Annotated in this window: 17 protein-coding genes; 14 read left to right on the top strand and 3 right to left on the bottom strand. The window is 62.1% G+C overall.

Translation table 11 applies throughout. From position 1 onward, the window contains the following. The first annotated feature begins 41 nt into the window (after positions 1 to 41). The 11 genes from K3555_RS15970 (at position 42) to K3555_RS15920 (ending at position 11365) form a co-directional block, all read left to right on the top strand. Positions 42 to 839 carry an ABC transporter ATP-binding protein gene (locus K3555_RS15970; RefSeq protein ID WP_260006231.1) on the top strand — a complete coding sequence of 266 codons (798 nt, stop codon included), beginning with the start codon at positions 42 to 44 and terminating at the stop codon, positions 837 to 839. A gap of 39 nt (positions 840 to 878) precedes the next feature. Further along, positions 879 to 1643: a transporter substrate-binding domain-containing protein gene (locus K3555_RS15965; protein ID WP_259987122.1), complete on the top strand. Its 765-nt coding sequence runs from the start codon at positions 879 to 881 to the stop codon at positions 1641 to 1643. A gap of 9 nt (positions 1644 to 1652) precedes the next feature. Continuing rightward, a complete protein-coding gene (locus K3555_RS15960; RefSeq protein WP_259997402.1) occupies positions 1653 to 2399 on the top strand; it encodes an ABC transporter permease in 747 nt (248 codons plus the stop codon). Beyond that, entirely contained in the window at positions 2396 to 3157 is a 762-nt protein-coding gene (locus K3555_RS15955; protein WP_259997403.1) for an ABC transporter permease, read from the top strand. Before K3555_RS15960 ends, K3555_RS15955 begins: the two co-directional genes overlap by 4 nt. Positions 3158 to 3295: 138 nt before the next feature. Further along, entirely contained in the window at positions 3296 to 3760 is a 465-nt protein-coding gene (locus K3555_RS15950; RefSeq protein WP_260006229.1) for a hypothetical protein, read from the top strand. Beyond that, positions 3751 to 5943, top strand: a complete 2193-nt coding sequence (locus K3555_RS15945) for a NosR/NirI family protein (RefSeq protein ID WP_260006227.1) — start codon at positions 3751 to 3753, stop codon at positions 5941 to 5943. The genes K3555_RS15950 and K3555_RS15945 overlap by 10 nt, the downstream gene beginning before the upstream one ends. Before the next feature lie 11 nt (positions 5944 to 5954). Further along, positions 5955 to 7865, top strand: a complete 1911-nt coding sequence (nosZ, locus tag K3555_RS15940; protein WP_260006225.1) for a TAT-dependent nitrous-oxide reductase — start codon at positions 5955 to 5957, stop codon at positions 7863 to 7865. A gap of 3 nt (positions 7866 to 7868) precedes the next feature. Beyond that, complete coding sequence (locus K3555_RS15935) at positions 7869 to 9137, top strand: nitrous oxide reductase family maturation protein NosD (RefSeq protein WP_260006223.1); 1269 nt, start codon at positions 7869 to 7871, stop codon at positions 9135 to 9137. Beyond that, the gene (locus K3555_RS15930; RefSeq protein ID WP_260006221.1) at positions 9130 to 10032 is read left to right on the top strand and encodes an ABC transporter ATP-binding protein; all 903 of its coding nucleotides are present in this window, start codon (positions 9130 to 9132) and stop codon (positions 10030 to 10032) included. The genes K3555_RS15935 and K3555_RS15930 overlap by 8 nt, the downstream gene beginning before the upstream one ends. Further along, entirely contained in the window at positions 10029 to 10850 is an 822-nt protein-coding gene (locus K3555_RS15925) for an ABC transporter permease (protein WP_259987095.1), read from the top strand. Before K3555_RS15930 ends, K3555_RS15925 begins: the two co-directional genes overlap by 4 nt. Further along, on the top strand, positions 10847 to 11365 hold the full coding sequence (locus K3555_RS15920) for a nitrous oxide reductase accessory protein NosL (RefSeq protein WP_260006220.1): 519 nt from the start codon (positions 10847 to 10849) through the stop codon (positions 11363 to 11365). The genes K3555_RS15925 and K3555_RS15920 overlap by 4 nt, the downstream gene beginning before the upstream one ends. Positions 11366 to 11393: 28 nt before the next feature. On the opposite strand, the gene hisD is transcribed toward K3555_RS15920, so the two are convergent. Both hisD and K3555_RS15910 read right to left on the bottom strand, forming a co-directional pair. Beyond that, entirely contained in the window at positions 11394 to 12671 is a 1278-nt protein-coding gene (gene hisD, locus K3555_RS15915; protein WP_260006219.1) for a histidinol dehydrogenase, read from the bottom strand. Between the two features lie 153 nt (positions 12672 to 12824). Further along, positions 12825 to 13796, bottom strand: coding sequence for a LysR family transcriptional regulator (locus tag K3555_RS15910; protein ID WP_260006216.1), 972 nt, complete (start codon positions 13794 to 13796; stop codon positions 12825 to 12827). Between the two features lie 207 nt (positions 13797 to 14003). Between K3555_RS15910 and K3555_RS15905 the strand changes: the two genes are divergently transcribed. From K3555_RS15905 to K3555_RS15895, 3 genes are all read left to right on the top strand, one after another. Continuing rightward, entirely contained in the window at positions 14004 to 14999 is a 996-nt protein-coding gene (locus K3555_RS15905) for an ABC transporter substrate-binding protein (protein ID WP_260006214.1), read from the top strand. A gap of 78 nt (positions 15000 to 15077) precedes the next feature. Further along, a complete protein-coding gene (locus K3555_RS15900; protein WP_134830455.1) occupies positions 15078 to 15884 on the top strand; it encodes a taurine ABC transporter ATP-binding protein in 807 nt (268 codons plus the stop codon). Further along, positions 15881 to 17146: an ABC transporter permease gene (locus K3555_RS15895; protein ID WP_260006212.1), complete on the top strand. Its 1266-nt coding sequence runs from the start codon at positions 15881 to 15883 to the stop codon at positions 17144 to 17146. Before K3555_RS15900 ends, K3555_RS15895 begins: the two co-directional genes overlap by 4 nt. Positions 17147 to 17231: 85 nt before the next feature. On the opposite strand, the gene K3555_RS15890 is transcribed toward K3555_RS15895, so the two are convergent. Next, positions 17232 to 19667 (bottom strand): FAD-dependent oxidoreductase, encoded by a 2436-nt coding sequence (locus tag K3555_RS15890; protein WP_260006211.1) that lies wholly within the window; start codon positions 19665 to 19667, stop codon positions 17232 to 17234. Positions 19668 to 19681: the final 14 nt, after the last annotated feature.

Below are 19681 nucleotides of genomic sequence, written 5' to 3'. Positions count from 1 at the left end.
TCGCGGCTTACTGCAATCGGAAAATTCGGGAAGACGCAACTATGGACACAGCCGCTGCCGCCTCATCAGCTTTGGAAACTGTCGCGCACCGGGAGGCGATCCGGGTTGAGGATCTGCACAAGTCGTTCGGCACTCTGGAGGTGCTGAAAGGCGTGTCGCTGACCGCCCATCAGGGCGATGTGGTGGCGATCATCGGCGGGTCCGGGTCGGGCAAGTCGACCATGCTGCGCTGCATCAACTTTCTGGAGACGCCGAGTTCGGGCAAGATCGTGATCGGCGGCGAGGACGTGGCGATGCGGGGCGACGGCACCCCGGCCAATCAGAAGCAGATCGAACGCATCCGCACCAAGCTGGCGATGGTGTTCCAGCAGTTCAACCTGTGGACTCACCGGACGCTGCTGGAAAATGTGATCGAGGTTCCGGTGCATGTTCTGAAAGTGCCCAAAGCCGAAGCCATCGCCCGCGCGCATGAATTGCTGAACCGGGTTGGTTTGGGCGGTAAGGAAGACACTTATCCCGCCTATCTGTCCGGCGGCCAGCAGCAGCGGGCGGCGATTGCGCGGGCGCTGGCAGTGGACCCGTCGGCAATGCTGTTTGACGAGCCGACCTCAGCCCTGGACCCCGAACTGGTGGGGGAGGTGCTGACGGTGATCCGCGATCTGGCCGCCGAGGGGCGCACCATGCTGCTGGTCACCCACGAGATGAAATTCGCGCGCGAAGTCGCAAACCACGTTGTCTATCTGTACCAGGGCCGCATCGAAGAGCAGGGACCGCCTGCCGAGGTCTTTGGCAATCCGCAATCAGAGCGGCTGAAGCAATTTTTAAGCTCGGTCGCCTGATCCACTACCACTACAATAATAATCAACTGGGAGAGAAAAATGAAACTGAAAGCATTGCTTGCCGCGGCCACCGCAGCCGCCGCCCTGACTGCTGGCGCCGCTGCTGCGGAACAGGTAAAGATCGGCATCGCCGCCGAGCCTTATCCGCCGTTTGCGTCGCTCGACAGCTCCGGCAACTGGGTCGGCTGGGAGGTCGAGATGATCGGTGCGGTTTGCGCCGCGGCTGAGCTGGACTGCGTGATTACACCTGTGGCCTGGGACGGCATCATTCCGTCGCTGACCGGCCAGCAGATCGACGCCATTATGGCCTCGATGTCGATCACCGAGGAGCGGCTGAAGACCATTGATTTCAGCGATCCTTACTACAATACTCCGGCGGTGATCGTGGCGGATAAGTCGATGGATATCGAGGCGACCCCGGACTCGCTGGCGGGCAAGATCGTTGGCATTCAGGCCTCAACCATTCATCAGGCCTATGCGCAGGAATACTTCAAGGACGCCGAGCTGAAGGTCTATCAGACCCAGGATGAGGCCAATCAGGATCTGTTTGCTGGCCGTATCGACGCAACCCAGGCGGACAGCATTGCAATGGCGGACTTCGTGGGTTCGGATACTGGCGGCTGCTGCGAGATCAAGGGAGCGGTTGCTGATGATCCGGCGATCCTGGGCCGCGGTGTCGGCGCTGGTGTGCGGCAGGGCGACGATGCGCTGCGCGAGGCGCTGAACAAGGGTATCGCCGCGGTTCTGGCCGATGGCACCCATGAGAAGATCACTGCCAAGTACTTCACCACCAGCATCTACTAAGCTGCTGAGATGACCGGACTGTTCGAATTACTGGGCCTCGGCGCCAGCGCAGAGCTGCTGTCGCTGTCGGGCTGGGGAGGCAACCTGCTGCGCGGGCTTGCCAATTCCTTGCAAATCGCCATTGGCGCCTATGGGCTGGGGCTGGTGATCGGGCTGTTCGGAGCCTATGGCAAACTTTATGGCGGGAAGGTCACGCGCGATCTTCTCGCCATTTACACCACGGTGATCCGGGCAGTGCCGGAACTGGTGCTGATCCTGATCCTGTATTACGTGGGCAGCGATATCATCAACAAAATCTCCGAAGGTTTGGGCGGCGGCCGGGTTGAGATCAACGGTGTTGCCGCCGGCATCTGGGTTTTGGGCGTGGTGCAGGGGGCCTATGCCACCGAAGTGCTGCGCGGCGCCATCCAGGCGGTGCCGGTGGGGCAGATCGAGGCGGCGAAATCCTATGGCATGCCTGCTTTCATGATCATGCGGCGGGTGACGATCCCGGCGATGATGAGCTTTGCTGTGCCGGGGCTGGCAAACCTGTGGCTGATCGCCACCAAAGACACCGCGCTGCTGGCGGTTGTCGGCTTTAACGAGCTGACACTGGAGACCCGCCAGGCGGCCAGCAGCACGCGGGCTTATTTCACCTTCTTCCTGGCGGCCGGGTTCCTTTATCTGATGGTGACGCTGTGTTCCGGCGCGGTCTTTGCGCGGATTGAAAAATGGGCGCGGCGCGGCCAGCCCTCGCTGAGGGGGGGCACGTCATGACCGGCCTCAGGGACCTGATGCAGCCGCACCGTATTGTGATGATGCTGATCTTTGCGGCGCTGGTGATCTGGTGCGCGGTTTCGCTGCGCTGGGATTGGTTGCCGAAATATGCGCCGCTGGCGCTGGAAGGGCTATGGACCACAATCTGGATTCTGGCGGCATCCCTTGTCATCGGGTTCCTGCTGGCGGTGCCGCTGGGGTTGGCACAGGCCGTTGGCCCCTGGTATCTGTCTATTCCTGCGCGCACCTTCTGCACCATCATTCGCGGCACGCCTTTGCTGTTGCAGATCTGGCTGCTGTATTACGGGCTGGGCTCGTTGTTTCCGCAGTTCCCTTGGATCCGCTCGTCTGAGCTGTGGCCGTATCTGCGCCAGGCCTGGCCCTATGCGGTGCTTGCGCTGTCGCTGTCTTATGCGGGCTATGAGGGTGAGGTCATGCGAGGCGCGTTTTCCAGTGTTGCCAAGGGGCAGCTGGAGGCGGCGAAATCCTTTGGCATGCCGCGCTTCACCATGTTCCGCCGGATCTGGCTGCCGCAGGCGATCCGCAATGTGCTGCCTACGCTGGGCGGTGAAACCATCCTGCAGCTGAAGGCGACACCGCTGGTGGCGACAATCACGGTGGTCGAGATCTACTCGGTATCCTCCCGCGTGCGGTCCGATACATTCATTGTCTATGAGCCGTTGTTGCTTCTTGCCGTGGTCTATATGGCGATTGCGGGTGTGATAACCATGGCCTTCCGGCGGTTCGAGAAAGGCTGATCTGCCGGGTGGTTAGCCTGTCTTCCGGACCGTGGCCAATCGGTCCGGAATCTCTGATTTATCTGACATACATCAAATAACGGCACGGAAGTTACCTCTAGTGTCAGCGGCGAATGCAGCAAGAGAATCTTGTAACAGATGCCGCGCCCCTTTTTCATATCGTTCGTCTGCCGCGCCGGGTTTCTCCGGCGGCTGACCGGGCTGTGCGCCATCTTCATGCTTGTTCTGCAAGTCGCCTTTCCGGGCGCTGGGCAGGCTGCGGCGGGCGGTGATTGGATTGAGATCTGCGGCGAATTCGGCGTGGTGGAAATTCAGATCGCTTCCGAGGACAGCAGTGAGTCTCAGGATTGTCCCAAATGCAGCACCTGTCCGCTGTGCGCTGCTGAAAACGGGGCGGGGCCTGCAAGCGTCCTGCGCTCTGGCATCAGCCGGGCTGCCGACTGCGGCGTGCTGCTGCCTGCGGGAACCGCGGTGCAGCCGAACCCGGCGCAATACTGGCATGAGGGCCGCGGGCCTCCGTTGGTTACAGAAGTAGATTCCGAACGCGCCCTGCGCGCGTCCGTGGCAGCCACTCTAACGAAAGGAGAGGCGCCATGGTCCTGACACGCGCCTTCCGGGGCTGGATATCAGCCCTTGTAATGACATTAGCCGCCGTTTTTTCCGCGGTGGGTGCTGAGGCAGACAGCCTCGACTCTTTCCTGACAGAATTGACACCTGCCGACCTGGTGCCCGGCGCCGAGGCCTTTGGCCCGGTGCGCAGCGATGTGCCGGTGGCGCCGGTGCTGAAGGCGGGCGAAACAATCGCCTATGCATTTCTGACCTCGGATTTTGTCGGCACCACCGGATACAGCGGCAAGCCGATCCATGTGGTGGCCGCGATTGACACCGATGCGCTGCTGACCGGCGTTAAGCTGGTCAAACACTCGGAACCGATCGTGCTGATCGGCATCCCGAACGCCAAAATGGTCAAGCTGACCGAAAGCTACGCCGGGCTGGACCTGAAGGCCGAGGCGGCGGCGGGCGGCGATGCCCATGATCTCGACATTATCTCGGGTGCGACGGTGACCATTATGGTGATCGACGACAGCCTGGTGCGCGCCGGGATCAAGGTGGCGCGGGCGCTGGGGCTGGGCGGGCTGTCGCCGGTGCAGGCGGCCGGGCCGAAGCGCGAGGTCGATATGGCCCGCGCGGAAGTCGCGGATTGGACCGCGCTGGCAGGCGACGGCTCGGTCCGGCGGATGACGCTGGACGTAGGCCAGATCAACGCGGCCTTTGAGGCCACCGGCGACCAGCGCGCGATCAAACGGCCTGAGGCCGGAGCGCCGGACGATACTTTCATCGATATGCAAATGGCTCTGGTTTCGGTGCCGTCGATCGGCAAGTCGCTGCTGGGCGAGGCTGAGTACCGGAACCTGAAGGCCTGGCTGAAGGAGGGTGAGCACGCCCTTCTGGTGATGGGGCGCGGCAGCTACAGCTTCAAGGGGTCTGGCTATGTGCGCGGTGGCATTTTCGACCGGATCCAGCTGATCCAGGGCGATGCCTCGGTGCGGTTTTTTGACAAGCAGCACAAGCGGCTGGGGGGATTGGCCACTGGTGACAGCCCCAGCTTTGGTGAACTGGACCTGTTCAAAATCCCGGCGGATGCGGAATTTGATCCGGCCGAACCGTTCCGCCTGCAGCTTTTGGTGCAGCGGTCGGTGGGGGCGCTGGAGCGGGCGTTCCTGACCTTTGATCTGGGCTACAAGCTGCCGGAGCAATATCTGCTGCCTGCCGCGCCTGCCCCCAAGATGGTGGCGGATGACACCGGCGAGGCTGCGGCAAAGGCAGCCCTGTGGCAGCGGATCTGGAAAGAACGCACACTGGAGATCGGGGGTCTGAGTGTGATGCTGCTGGTGCTGACAGGGGTGTTCTTCTTCCAGTTCCAGGCCACCGCGAATGCGCGTGTCTTTTACTGGTTCCGCATCGGATACCTGACCGTCACCCTGGTGTTTCTGGGCTGGTACGCCAATGCGCAGCTGAGCGTGGTGAACCTGATGGCGCTGGCAGGCTCCTTGCGGAGCGGGTTTTCCTGGGATGCTTTCCTGCTGGATCCGCTGGTGTTCATCCAGTGGTTTGCCGTGGCCGCCGCGCTGCTGTTCTGGGGGCGGGGTGCCTATTGCGGCTGGCTGTGCCCGTTCGGCGCGCTGCAGGAGCTGACCAACAAAATCGCCCGTGCAGCCCGCGTGCCGCAGATCACCTTGCCCTGGGGCCTGCATGAGCGCCTGTGGCCTGCAAAATACATGATCTTCCTTGGCCTGTTCGGCGTCTCGATGGTGTCGGTTCCGCTGGCGGAAACCTATGCCGAGGTGGAGCCGTTCAAGACCGCGATCATCCTGAAGTTCGTGCGCGACTGGCCGTTTGTGGTCTTTGCGCTGGTGCTTCTGGGGCTGGGGCTGTTCGTCGAGCGCTTCTACTGCCGCTACATGTGCCCGCTGGGTGCGGCCCTGGCGATCCCGGCCCGCGTGCGCATGTTTGACTGGCTGCGCCGCTACAAGGAATGCGGCAGCCCCTGCCAGACCTGCGCCAATGAATGCCCGGTGCAGGCGATCCACCCCACCGGCGAGATCAATCCGAACGAATGCGTGAACTGCCTGCATTGCCAGGTTCTGTACCAATCCGAGGCCAAATGCCCGGTGGTGATCAAGCAGCTGAAACGCCGGGCCAGGACCGGCAGCCCGATGCCCGATATCGCCCTGGGCCGCCCGCCCGCCAATCACCCGAACGCGAACAGGACAACAGTTTCCTGAAGGAGGACACCATGTCTGAAGATCTGAAAAACAAAATGCCCGTCACGCGCCGCGGCCTGTTGGGGGCCACGGCCTCGGGCGCGGTGCTGGCAGCTACTGGTGCCGGTTCCGCGCTGCTGGGTGCCAGGCCTGCGCAAGCAGCGGAAGGCGTCAATCTGGCGCCGGGCGAGCTGGATGAATACTACGGCTTCTGGTCCTCGGGCCAGACCGGCGAGCTGCGCATCCTCGGCGTGCCCTCGATGCGGGAGTTCATGCGCATCCCGGTGTTCAACCGCTGCTCGGCCACCGGCTGGGGCCAGACCAATGAATCGCTGAAGATCCTGACCGAAGGCCTGCTGCCGGAGACCAAGGATTTCCTCGCCGCCAACGGCAAGGTTACCTATGACAACGGCGACCTGCACCACCCGCATATGTCGTTCACCGACGGCACCTATGACGGCCGTTACCTGTTCATGAACGACAAGGCCAACACCCGCGTGGCCCGCGTGCGCTGCGACGTGATGAAATGCGACAAGATCATCGAGATCCCCAACGCCAAGGACATCCACGGGCTGCGGCCGCAGAAATTCCCCCGCACCGGCTATGTCTTTGCCAATGGCGAGCACGAGGCACCGCTGGTCAACGACGGCCAGATCCTGGATGATCCGTCGCAATATGTGAACATCTTCTCGGCCATCGACGGCGACACGATGGAGGTCGCCTGGCAGGTGATTGTCTCGGGCAACCTGGACAACACGGATTGCGATTATCAGGGCAAATACGCCTACTCGACCTCCTACAACTCGGAAATGGGCATGACCCTGGCCGAGATGACCGAGAACGAGATGGACCACGTGGTGGTGTTCAACATCGAAGCCATCGAAGCGGCGGTTGCGGCTGGCGAGTACCAGGAGCTGAACGGTGCCAAGGTGGTGGACGGGCGCAAGGATGCGCCGGGCAAGCTGACCCGCTACATCCCGATCCCGAACTCGCCGCACGGCATCAACACCGCGCCCGACAAGAAGCACGTCTGCGTCAACGGCAAGCTGTCGCCGACCGTCTCGGTGATCGACGTCGAGAAGCTGGACGCGCTGTTCGATGCCGACGCCGATCCGCGCTCGGCCATCGTGGCGGAACCGCAGCTGGGCCTTGGCCCGCTCCACACCGCCTTCGACAACCGCGGCTATGCCTACACCACCCTGTTCCTCGACAGCCAGGTGGTGAAATGGGACATCGCCAAGGCGATCGAAGCCTATGCCGGGTCGGATGTGGATCCGATCCTCGACAAGCTGGACGTGCAGTATCAGCCGGGCCACAACTCCACCTCCATGGGCGAAACTTCCGAGGCGGACGGCAAGTGGCTGATCTCGATGAACAAGTTCTCCAAGGACCGGTTCCTGAACGTCGGCCCGCTGAAGCCCGAGAACGAGCAGCTGATCGACATTTCCGGCGACAAGATGAAGGTGGTTCACGACGGCCCCACCTTTGCCGAGCCGCATGACTCGATCATCGTGCACCGCTCCAAGGTGAACCCGGTCAACATCTGGGACCGCAACGACCCGATGTGGGCCGAGGCGCGCAAGCAGGCCGAAGCGGACGGGGTGGATCTGGACGACTGGCAGGACACCATCGTGCGCGACGGCGACAAGGTGCGCGTCTACATGTCCAGCCAGGCGCCGAACTTCAGCCTGGAGAAGTTCACCGTGAAACAGGGCGATGAGGTAACGGTATTTGTCACCAACCTCGATGATATCGACGACCTGACCCACGGCTTCTGCCTGTCGAACTTCGGTGTCGCAATGGAGGTCGGCCCGCAGGCGACTGCATCGGTCACCTTCAAGGCGGAGCGTCCGGGCGTGCATTGGTACTATTGCCAGTGGTTCTGCCACGCGCTGCACATGGAGATGCGCGGCCGGATGCTGGTTGAGCCGCGGAGCGCGTAACCGATGAAACGGCTCCTGCCCATATCTCTGGTTGCGGCCCTGACCGGCCTGGCGCCCGCGTGGGCGGCGGATTGGGAGGTGCCCAACCGGGCAGGGGCCATCGCTGAAACCCTGGCGCAGGCGGCGGATGGCGACACCCTCCGCCTCGCCCCCGGCGAATATGCCGAAACGCTGGTTCTGGGCCGTCCCGTCATCCTTGACGGGCAGGGCCATGCCACACTGGACGGCCGGGGGCTGGGGTCGGTCATCACGGTGACCGGCCCTGGTGTTACTGTGCAAAACCTGACTGTCATTGGCTCCGGCTCCTCGCATCAGGAGATCGACAGCGGCATCAAGCTCACCAAGACGGCGAAGGCGCCGCAGATCCTGAACAACGTGCTGCTGGGAAACCTGTATGGCGTGGATATTCACGGCGCCAAAGACAGCCTGGTGCAGGGCAACCGGATCGAAGGCCGCTTGGACCATCACATGAATTCCCGCGGCAATGGCGTCTATGTCTGGAATGCGCCGGGCGCGGTGGTGGATGGCAATGACATCCAATACGGGCGCGACGGCATTTTTGTGAACAACTCCAAGAAAAACACCTTTCGCGATAACCTGTTCCGCGATCTGCGTTTTGCGGTGCATTACATGTATGCCGACAATTCCGAGGTTTCGGGCAATGTCTCGGTCGGCAACCACCTTGGCTATGCGGTGATGTTTTCCACCCGGGTCAAGGTGACGGGAAACGTCTCGCTCAACGACCGTGATCACGGGATGATGCTGAACTACGCCAATCAGGGCGAGTTCCGCGGCAATTATGTTAAGGGCGCCAAGGGCAAATGCACTTTCCTTTACAATGCGCACAAGAATGATTTCTCCGGCAATTGGTTTGAGGGCTGCGGGATCGGCATTCATTTCACCGCGGGCAGTGCCGGCAACCGGATGGTCGGCAACGCCTTTGCCGGCAACCGGCATCAGGTGAAATTCGTCTCCAGCAAATGGGTGGAGTGGAGCGAAGACGGGCAAGGAAATTACTGGTCCGATTTCGCAGGTTTTGATGTGGACGGGGACGGCATCGCTGACGCGCCGTACCGTCCGAATGACAGCATGGATCATGTGCTGTGGACCCAGCCGGCGGCGAAGCTGCTGATGGGCTCGCCCGCAGTGCAGCTGGTGCGGTGGTCGCAATCGGCCTTCCCGGCGCTGCTGCCGGGCGGGGTGATCGACAGCCACCCGCTGATGCGGCCGGAACGGCCAGAGGCCGCCAGAAAGGTTGAACAGGATGGATAACGCAAACAGCCCGCTGCAGATCCGCGCGCTGGACAAGTTCCGCGGCAAGACACAGGTGCTGAATGGCATCGACCTGGATATCGCACCGGGCGAGCGGCTGGCTTTGCTGGGCCACAACGGCGCCGGCAAGTCGACGCTGATCAAGGCGGTGCTGGGCCTGATCCGGCATGAGGGCGGCAGCATACGCATCTGCGGTGCAGCACCCGGCAGTGCGGCAGCGCGTTCCGCCACCGCCTTTCTGCCCGAGGCGGTCAGCTTTCACCCGGCACTGACCGGGCATGAGCAGCTGTCGCTGTTTGCCCGCCTGACCGGGGAGCGCCCGGATATTGACGGGTTACTGGAGCGCGTTGGATTGGGTGAGGCCATGCACCGCCGCATCGGTGCCTATTCCAAGGGGATGCGGCAGCGGCTGGGTTTGGCACAGGTGCTGCTGGGCCGCCCGAAGCTGGCGTTGCTGGATGAACCGACCAGCGGGCTGGATCCGATCTCGCGCCAGGACCTGTACGCCATCATTAATGAATTGGCAGAGCAGGGCGCCGCAGTGCTGATCGCCAGCCACGCGCTGACCGAGGTAGAGGCACGCACCGACCGTATCGCCATTCTGCGCAAGGGGGTGAAAGTGGCGGATGACACGCTGGCAGGCCTGTCGGCGCAGGCCGGGCTGCCGGTCAAGCTGCGGGTGCAGGCGAGCAGCACGCACGCTGACCGGATTGCAATTGAAACCGGCGGGCGCCGTATCAATGGCGCCTCGGTCGAGATCCTGTGCAGCCCGCAGGACAAGATGGCCGAGCTGCGCAAGATTGCGGCCATGGGCGATGCAGTGGCGGACATCGACATGGTGCCGCCGCGGCTGGAAGACCTTTATCGCCATTACTCAGGGGAGGATCGCAAATGAGACGCGCCTTTGCCATTGCCCGCGCCGAGATGCTGATCCTGCGCCGCAACCGCTGGCTGTTCATGGCCACGCTGATCATGCTGGCCTTTGCGCTGGCGCTGTCCTTTGCCGGCTCGGCGCCGACGGGGACGCTGGGAGTGGATATGCTGACAGTGTCCGTCGCCTCGATGACCACGCTGTCGGTCTATCTGGCACCGCTGCTGGCGCTGATGATGGGGTTTGATGCGGTGGCCGGGGATCGCGACAGGGGCAGCCTTGCGCTGCTCCTGGCCTATCCGGCGGGGCGCGCAGAGATCCTGTTGGGAAAGCTGATGGCGCATCTGGCGGCGCTGGCGATTGCGATGATCATCGGTTTTGGCGCGGCGGGGGCTGTTGCCGCCTGGTTCGGCGGCGCGGGGCCTGAAAGCCTGCTGGCGCTGGGGCGGCTGGTGCTGACCTCGATCCTGCTGGGAGCCGTGTTCCTGGTGCTGGGCTATGCGCTGTCGGCGCTTTCCAGCGGCGCCACTGCCGCGGCTGGCCTGTCGGCGGGCGTGTGGCTGGTGTTTGTGGTGCTTTATGACCTCGGGCTTCTGGGTGCCGTGGTAATGGACAGCGGCGGAGTGTTCACCCAGAAAATCTTTCCTTGGGTGATGGTCGCCAACCCGGCGGATGCGTTCCGGCTGTGGAATGTCGCAGCCTCGGAAAGCGTCGCGCTGTCCAGCGGCATGGCAGGCGCTGCCAGTGCCTTGCCCGGTTGGGCCGCGCCGCTGTCATTGCTGCTGTGGCCGGCGCTGGGCTTCGGTCTGGCCTGTGCTGCGTTCCGGAGGGTAGAGCCATGAGACAACTGATCCTGGCTGCCGTGCTGATCTTGTCTGCCTGCCAGGAAGATGAGGCCAAGGTGCCGCCCGCGCCGGTGGAGCTGACGGAGGTGGCGCTGAGCTATTTCTGCCAGATGAATGTGTCCGAACATGGCGGACCCAAAGGGCAGATCCACTTGGACGGCTTTCCGGCTCCGCTGTTTTTTGCCCAGGTGCGCGATCTGGCGGCCTATGTGAAAAGCCCGGAACGGGATGCGGAGATCACCGCCATCTATGTCAGCGACATGGGTGCTGCGCCCAGCTGGGCGCATCCCGGCACCATGAACTGGATAGATGCCAAGGGCGCGCATTTCGTCGTAGGGTCGAATGTGGCTGGCGGCATGGGGGCACCGGAGGTTGTGCCTTTTGCCGCGCCTGAGGACGCCGCGCGGTTTTCTGAGCGTTATGGCGGTACTGTCGCCGGGTTTGAGACCATTCCCGACGACGCAGTGATGGGGCCGGTCGATCTGGACCGGCAACTGGAGACACCTTCCTGAACGCAATGTGCCCCTATGCAGGATAACTTCAGACCGTTTCCGGCAGCAGCCGCAGTTCGGCGGCGATGGCATGGCCCTCCATGCCTTCCATCCGGCTGATGCGGGCGGTGCGCTGGGCCAGTTCATGCGAGGCGGCGGCGTTGCAGCGCTGCCAGGTCACCGTCTTGGTGAACTTGTGCACCGACAGCCCGCCAGTATAACGCGCGGCACCGCTGGTCGGCAGCACATGGTTGGGGCCTGAGGTCTTGTCGCCAAAGGACACCGTGGTCTCCTTGCCCAGGAACAATGAGCCATAGGCCGACAGGCGGTCCAGCCACCAGCCAAGATCTTCCGCCTGCACTTGCAGATGCTCGGGGGCGTAGCGGTCGGCCACCTGCGCGGCCTCTTCGCGGCTATCGCAGAGGACCACCTCGGCGCGTTCGTGCCAGGCGCGGTGAGCGGCGGAGAGATTGGGTTCAGGCAGTTTGTCGATCAGCGCTTGCACCCGGGCCATGACACCCTTGGCCAGGGCCTCATCGGTGGTGACCAGCCAGACCGGGCTGTCGGCGCCATGTTCGGCCTGGCTGACCAGATCCCAGGCGACGGTTTCCACATCGGCTGTGTGGTCCGCAATCACCAATGAATCGGTAGGGCCTGCAAACATGTCGATGCCGACCTCGCCGAACAACATCCGCTTGGCCTCGGCCACATAAGAATTGCCGGGGCCGACTAGAATGTCGGCGGGCTGGGCGCCAAACAGACCCTGAGCCATTGCTGCGATACCCTGCACGCCGCCCAGGTTCAGGATCAGATCAGCGCCACTAAGGTCCATTGCGTAAAGGATGGCATCGGGAATGCCGGTGCCGGGGCGGGTTGGCGAAACCGCCGTGATGTGGGGGACGCCGGCCACCTTGGCGGTGGTGATGGTCATCAGGGCGCTGGCGATATGGCTGTAGCGGCCGCCCGGAACATAGCAGCCGGCACTGGAAACCGGGATCTGCTTCTGGCCCGCGATCAGACCTGGAATAATCTCAACCTCGCATTCGCCCATCGTGGCCTTCTGCGCTTCGGCAAAGCGGCGGACGTTGGCATGGGCGAACTGGATGTCTTCTTTCATCTGCTGCGAAACCCGGTTGCAGGCGGCGCGGCGCTGGGCGCCGGTTACCACAATGGGGCCGGTCCAGCCGTCCAGCTTTTCCGCGTAGCGGCGCACCGCGTCTTCGCCTTCACGTTCGATATTGGCCAGCATCCCGGCGACTGTATCGCGGATACCGCTGTTTTCGGCAGCGGGGCGGGGCTGGGCCTGCTTGAGGTAGGTGATTGCCATTGGGGTCAGCTCATTTCCATTGGAGGGCCGCCGGATGTGCCGGGGCAGCACGGCGCGGGTTGCGCCTAAAACAGCGCCGTGCCGGCCGCTCGGTCAAGCTGCGGCTTGCAGGTTTCGAAAAACACGAATGTTTGTTTCTAATTGCCGGACAGCCTAATTCCCTTTTGCAGGGAGGGTGCGGAATTCCTCGGCCAGCCAGGGGAAGCGTTCGCTGATAGGATCTGTAAAATGGTGGCGCAGGGATTTCTGCAAGGCCTGGTGGATCAGTTGCGAAGTGGCCGCAGGATAGACGCTGGTGGTGAACAGCGACACCGTGCGGGCAAAGCTCTTACCGGGGAAACGCACAACCTTGACCTTGCCGTGAAAGCGCTGGGCACGGTGGTAACTGGCAGCGGTGGTGACGGTCCAGCCGCTGCCCTCGGAGACCAGGCCGATAATTGACTGGTTGCACTCCAGCTCAAACCGGTTGGGAAGAGAGATCTTGAGCCGGGTCAGCTGGGTTTCGATCTGTTTGCCAATGGTGTGATCGCGGGAATAACGCAGGAAGGGCAGAGACGCATCGGCTTTGGTCAGGTCTTCGACGCTGCCGGAATACCCGGTGGGCACCACCAGAATGAAGGGATCGCGCATCAGCGGGTATTCGATCAGATCCGGCAGCAGCCCGGCCGGGCGGGTGGCGACGCCGGCGTCCAGTTTCTGCTCTTGCAGCTTTTCAATGATCTCGTGGCTGGGCCGGGTGTAGTGGCGGAAGCTGCAGCGCGGCAGCGCGGTAGACAGGAACTGAAACAGTTCCGGGCCGACCTCGTTATCGAAATCATCAAGCAAGGCCATCCGCAGGTCGGTGGCATGCTGCCAGCTGCCGGAGCGGATTTCCGCCTCGCCGCGTTTAAGCGTCATCAGCCCGTCAAATACGTAGCGGGCATAGACCACGCCTGCAGGCGTCAACCCCATTGGACGGCGGGTGTGGTCCACCAGATCAACACCAAGCGCGCTTTCCAGGCTGCGCAGGTGATTGGACACGGTGCTGATCGACAGGCCGGTTTCCGCGGCGGCCTTCTGTATTGATCCCGATTTGGAGATTAGCTGGAACACTTCCAGCCAGCGTAGACTCAGCGTCTTTTGCATATGCGTCCTCCCTTGCGCATTGCATATGCTATCCACTGGTTTGCGCCAATATATCCGTAAAAATAAAAACCAAGTTTTGCTTTATTCGTAAGAGTAATTTTCTGCTATAGCGAAGCGGCTTCCCGGATATGGTTTGCCGTGTAAAAATCAAAGCCATGAGGCCCGCAACGAACGGGCCCGGCGAATTAACTGGGAGACCTTATCAATATGATCAAAAAGTATCTGCTTTCAACAATCTGCGCCGCCGCTGCCTCCATCTCTGCTGTGAATGCCTCTCATTTGGATGAGATCACCGTGGCCTATTTCCTGGAATGGCCAATGCCTTTCCAGTTTGCCAAGGCCAATGGCACCTATGAGGAGGAACTGGGCGTCAAGATCAATTGGGTGTCGTTCGACACCGGCACCGCAATGTCGGCGGCGATGGCGTCCGGCGATGTGCAGATTGCCGTGAGCCAGGGCGTGCCGCCATTTGTTGTAGCAACGTCCGCCGGGCAGGACATTCAGATTGTGGATGTGGCCGTCAGCTATTCCGACAACGACAATTGTGTTGTCGCCGAGGCACTGGAGATCGACAAGACCAGCGCTGGTGAGCTGGCCGGCAAGAAAGTGGGCGTGCCGATCGGCACCGCTGCGCATTATAACTTCCTGTCGCAGATGTCGCATTTCGGTGTTGATATCGGCTCGATGGAAGTCGTCGACATGGCGCCCGCGGACGGTGCCGCAGCTTTTGCCCAGGGCAACCTGGACATGGTCTGCGGCTGGGGCGGCGCGTTGCGGCGGATGGTGGAGCATGGCAATGTGCTGCTGACCGGCGCCGAGAAAGAAGAACTGGGAATTCTGGTGTTTGATGTAACCAGCGCACCGGCAGGGTTCATCGCTGAGGACAGCGAACTGCTGAGCAAATTCCTGAAAGTGACCGCAGATGCCAACGCAATGTGGAACTCAGGGGATCACAAGGACGAGATGCTGCCGGTGATTGCCAAGGATGCCGGTATGGACCTGGGCGATGCCGAGGCCACAATAGCCACCTTCAACTTCCCCTCGGCCGAGGATCAGCTGTCCGAAAAATGGCTGGGCGGCGGCGCTCAAAACTTCATGAAGGGCGTGGCGGATGTGTTTGTGAATGCGGACAGCATCGAAGCGGCGCTGGAGTCCTATGACGGCGCCGTCGACAGTGCGCCGCTGGACGCCGCTCTGAACTGAGCCGCAACTGAATAAATGAGGTGAACGGCCCGGTTACCGGGCCGTTTGCATCCGCGGCTGAAGCAGGAAGGGGGAGAGATGTCAGGATTGGACATCAAAGGTGTCTCTATGCGTTTTGATCTGCCCAATGGCAGTTCGGTACAGGCGCTGAAAGACGTTTCATTGAATTTGAAGGCGGGTGAGCTGATGTCGGTGCTGGGGCCTTCGGGCTGCGGCAAGACCACGCTCTTGAACATTCTGGCCGGGTTTCTGGCCCCGACGGAAGGGGCGATTGAACTGAACGGCCATGGTGTCACCGGGCCGGATGCCGAACGCGGGATGGTGTTCCAGAAAGGCGCGCTGTTTGAATGGATGAACGTGCGCGACAACGTGGAATTCGGGCCGCGCATGAAAGGCATGGCGCGGGCGGAACGGGAAAAGATCTCTGACCGGCTGCTGGATATCGTCGGCCTGCAGGATTTCAAGGAAAAGGCGGTCTATGAGCTGTCGGGCGGCATGCAGCAGCGTGTGGCGCTAGCCCGCTGCCTGGCCAATGAGCCGGATGTGATCCTGATGGACGAACCGCTGGGAGCGCTGGATGCGCTGACGCGGGAGAAGATGCAAGGCCTGGTGCTGAAGCTGTGGAAAGAGACCGGCAAGACCATCATTCTGATCACCCACTCGGTGGAGGAGGCACTGCTGCTGGGCGAGCGTCTGATCGTGATGGCGCCGCGCCCCGGCCGCATTCACCGCGAATACCAGCTGCCTTTTGCGGAACGCGGGGTGAATGCCGATCTGCGCGATGTCAAGAAATCCGAAGGCTTTGCCGAGACCCGCGATGAGATCCTCTCGATGATCTGGGAGATGGAAGAGGAGATCATGGGCCGGACGGAGCAAGTGGCATGACGGTCCTTCTGTTCTATATCGCGCTGTTTGCCGGTGCTTTCTTTCTGGTTCAGCTAATCCGCAAGGGGATGCAGTCGCAGCAGGATTTCACCAGTTTGAAAACCGTAACGTTTGGCGATGAAAGTGCCGTGACGCCGGACCGGGCGGCCTCGATCATCTCGGTCCTTGTGATCTTTGTGATATGGGCGGCCTTTACCGGCTCCAAGCTGCTTCCCATTCACGTGCCGGGGCCCTTCACCGGCGAAACCGCATTCACCTACACTTTGGAGAATGCCGACGGGGCTACTGATGACGCAGACATCACAGTCAGGGTGGCCGGGTTCGGCGAGGAAAGCCCCAAGTTTGAGGTGGAGCCGGGCGACGGTTTTGCCAAGAACGATGCCCTGGCGGCACAGGCCGGGCGCTCCACCACTTTGATTTTTGACCGCAATGACGAGGTCAAGCGCAAGGAAGGCGCAAAGATCGTCGCAATCAACGGCGAACCCATCGGCCCCGGAACACAAGTGGACGCAGGCGACGGGACGGTGACGCTGACCGGCAAAGGGGCGATCAGTTTTGCCCCGCATAGCGGGTTGCAGATGAACCCGATCTGGCTGCCTGCACCGGAAACGGTGGTGGCGCGGTTCTTTGAGATTGCCTCGGAAGGTTATCAGAACTTTTCGTTGTGGCAGCATTTGGGCTGGTCGCTGACACGGGTGATCGTGGGTTTTGTGACCGGGGCGATTGTCGGCATTCCGCTGGGCTATGCCATGGGTCTGTCAGGCTGGTTCCGCGGCTGGTTCGACCCGATTGTCGAGTTCATGCGCCCGGTGCCGCCCTTGGCGCTGATCCCGCTGGTGATCATCTGGTTCGGCATCTGGGAAACCGGCAAGATCGTGCTGCTGTTCCTGGCTGCACTCTGGATCATGACGATTGCGGCGCGGGCGGGGGTTTCCGGGGTGAACATCTCGAAAATCCACGCTGCCTATTCGCTGGGTGCCTCCAAGTGGCAGATCATGCGTCATGTGATCGTGCCGAACTCGCTGCCGGAGATCTTTACCGGCGCGCGGGTGGCGATGGGCGTTTGCTGGGGCACCGTTGTGGCCGCCGAACTGGTTGCTGCGCAGAAGGGCGCAGGCATGATGATCATTGCCGCCTCAAAGTTCCAGCTGACGGATATCGTAATCATGGGGATCGTGCTGATCGGCATCATCGGCTATGGCATCGACATCCTGATGCGTATGGCCGAGAACTGGCTGGTGCCGTGGAAGGGCCGCAGCTGAACCTGTGCCGTGCCGCGCAAAAAGAGACGCCCGGGGATTTCCCCCGGGCGTCTTTTTTTGTTCGGGTGTGGCAGCGGGTGATGCGTTATCCGCGGATGCGGGCAAAGTCCGGGTCATAGGGGGAGGGGGCGATGACCCTTGCACCCACCAGATCGCCGTACATGTCGATCTGCATCGCGCTGTCTTCCGTTGCCAGTTCCGGGTCCACAAAGGCATAGGCCAGGTTCATGCCCACCCGGTGGCCCCAATCGCCGGACGTCACGGTGCCCACGACCTTGCCACCTTGCATCAGCGAGGCGCCGCCATGGGCCGGGGCGTGGGTGGCGTCGATCTGCAGCGTTACCAGCTTCTTGCGCAGCCCTTCGGCTTGACGCCTCAGCAACGCCTCCTTGCCGATGAAACCGCCTTTTTCCATCTTCACGAAACGGTCCAACCCGGTTTCAAACGGGTCGAATTCGGTGATCAGGTCGGCTTTCCAGTGCAGGAATCCCTTCTCCATTCGCATCGACTCGACTGCGCGGGCGCCAAACAGCTTCAGGCCGTGTGCCTCGCCCGCCTTCCGCAGCGCCAGGTAGGCGGCATAGAGCGAGGCGTTGGGGACGTGGATTTCATAGGCCAGCTCGCCGGAGAAGCTGACGCCCATCACCGTGGCAGGGGCAAAGCCGATGAAACATTCGCGCACCGACAGCCAAGGGAAGGCGTCACGCGACCAGTCGCCCCGGGCGCAGGCTGAGAGCACGTCCCGCGCCCGGGGGCCGGCCAGGACCAGGATGGTCTGGTCGTTGGTGAGAGAACGGATCTGCACGTCTTCATCGCTGCGGATGTGCGCCTGCAGCCAGTCCATGTCATGGTATTCGCTGGCCGCCGCCGAGCCGTACCAGACCCGCTCCGGCCCGCGGTCCGAGGCGGGGAGGTTGGCCACTGTGGCTTCGCCCTTGATCATGCCGTGGTGGTTCAGCAGGTAGCCAAGCCCGACTCGGCCCGCGCGTTTCGTCACTGTGCCGCAGAACATCCGGTCAAGGTAGCTGTGCCGGTCGGCGCCGGTGATCTCAAACCGGTTGAAGCCGTTGACCTCGGCCAGGCCGGCGTTGTCCTGAACGTTCCTTACTTCCGCCGCGATCACCTCGAAGGCTTCGTCGAAGTTGAAGGACAGCGAAGGATGGAAGTCTGGTGCTGGCTTGATGTAGTCGACCCGCTCCCAGCCGTTCACCACGGTGAACTCGGCGCCTTCGGCCGCCATCACCGGGGTCAGCGGTGTGGTTTTGGCTGGGCGGCCCGCCGGGCGGTGCTCATGCGGGAAGTGGAAGCGGAATTCGTTCTGGTAGTCTTCGATCGCCTTCAGCGCGGTCAGCTCGACATTGGTGTGGCCGGTGAAGCGGCGGGGATCAATGCACCAGGTGTCGTACTGCGCCTCGCCATGCACGATCTGCTGTGCCAAAAGCCAGCCGTGGCCGCCACCTTCGCCCAGGCCCGCCCGCAACCCGATGATGCAGAACGCGTTGCGCTTGCCTGGAATCTGTCCGACCAAGGGTGCCCCGTCGATGGTATAGGTGATCGGACCGTTGACCACGGTGTGAATGCCGGTGTCCATCAGCGCAGGCATCCGGGCAAATGCGCCTTCCAGCACATCCGTGACCCGGTCCAGATCATCGGGGCAGAGTGCGTTCACGAAATTCGGATCGATTCCGTCCATACCCCAGGTTTTGCAGTCCTGTTCGTAGAAACCTACCAGCAGGCCGTTCTTTTCCTGGCGGCAATAGTAATCGCTGATCGGGCAGCGCAACAGCGGCATCCGGTGGCCTGCGTCCTTGATCGCGGGGATCTCCTCGGTCAGGAAATACTGGTGCTCCATCGAGGCGACGGGGTGGTGCACGCCCATCATTGCGCCGACCTCGTTCACCCGGTAGCCGCAGGCGTTCACCACGATGTCGCAATCGATATCGCCGTGTTCTGTATGCACCGTCCAGGTGTCGTCCTGGTGCTGGGTGAGGGCGGTCACCGGCGTGTTGCGGTAGACCTCGGCGCCGGCCTTGCGGGCGCGCCGCGCCAGCGCCTGGCACAGCTGGGCCGGGTCAATATCGCCGTCCAGCGGGTCCCACAAGCCGCCGATCAGGTTATCGGTGGAGATCAGCGGATGGCGGCGGGCGCATTCCTCGGCGTCGATCACCTCGAACGCCACATCCATACCGCGCGCCATGGAGGTAAAGTGGCGGTAGCCCTGCATCTGTGCTTCGGTATTAGCCAGACGGATACCGCCGTCGCCGTGGTGGTAGTTGATCGGGTAATCCGGGTCTTCAGCCAGTTCCTTGTACAGGTTGATCGAGTGGTTCTTGAGGCCGACCATGGTCTGGTTCATGCCGAAATTCGTGACCTGGGCCGCTGAATGCCAAGTGGTGCCGCTGGTTAGTTCGTTGCGTTCGACAAGAACGACGTCGCTCCAGCCTTCCTGAGTGAGGTGGTAGAGGGTGGAGCAGCCTGCGATGCCGCCGCCGATCACCACAACCTTGGTGCGCGATTTCATGAAAGGGACCTCCC

The sequence above is a fragment of the Leisingera sp. M527 genome, from assembly GCF_025141525.1.
Taxonomy (GTDB): Bacteria; Pseudomonadota; Alphaproteobacteria; order Rhodobacterales; family Rhodobacteraceae; genus Leisingera.
The sequence above is the reverse complement of the archived record's forward strand: the minus strand, read 5'-3'. Positions and strand labels throughout refer to the sequence as shown.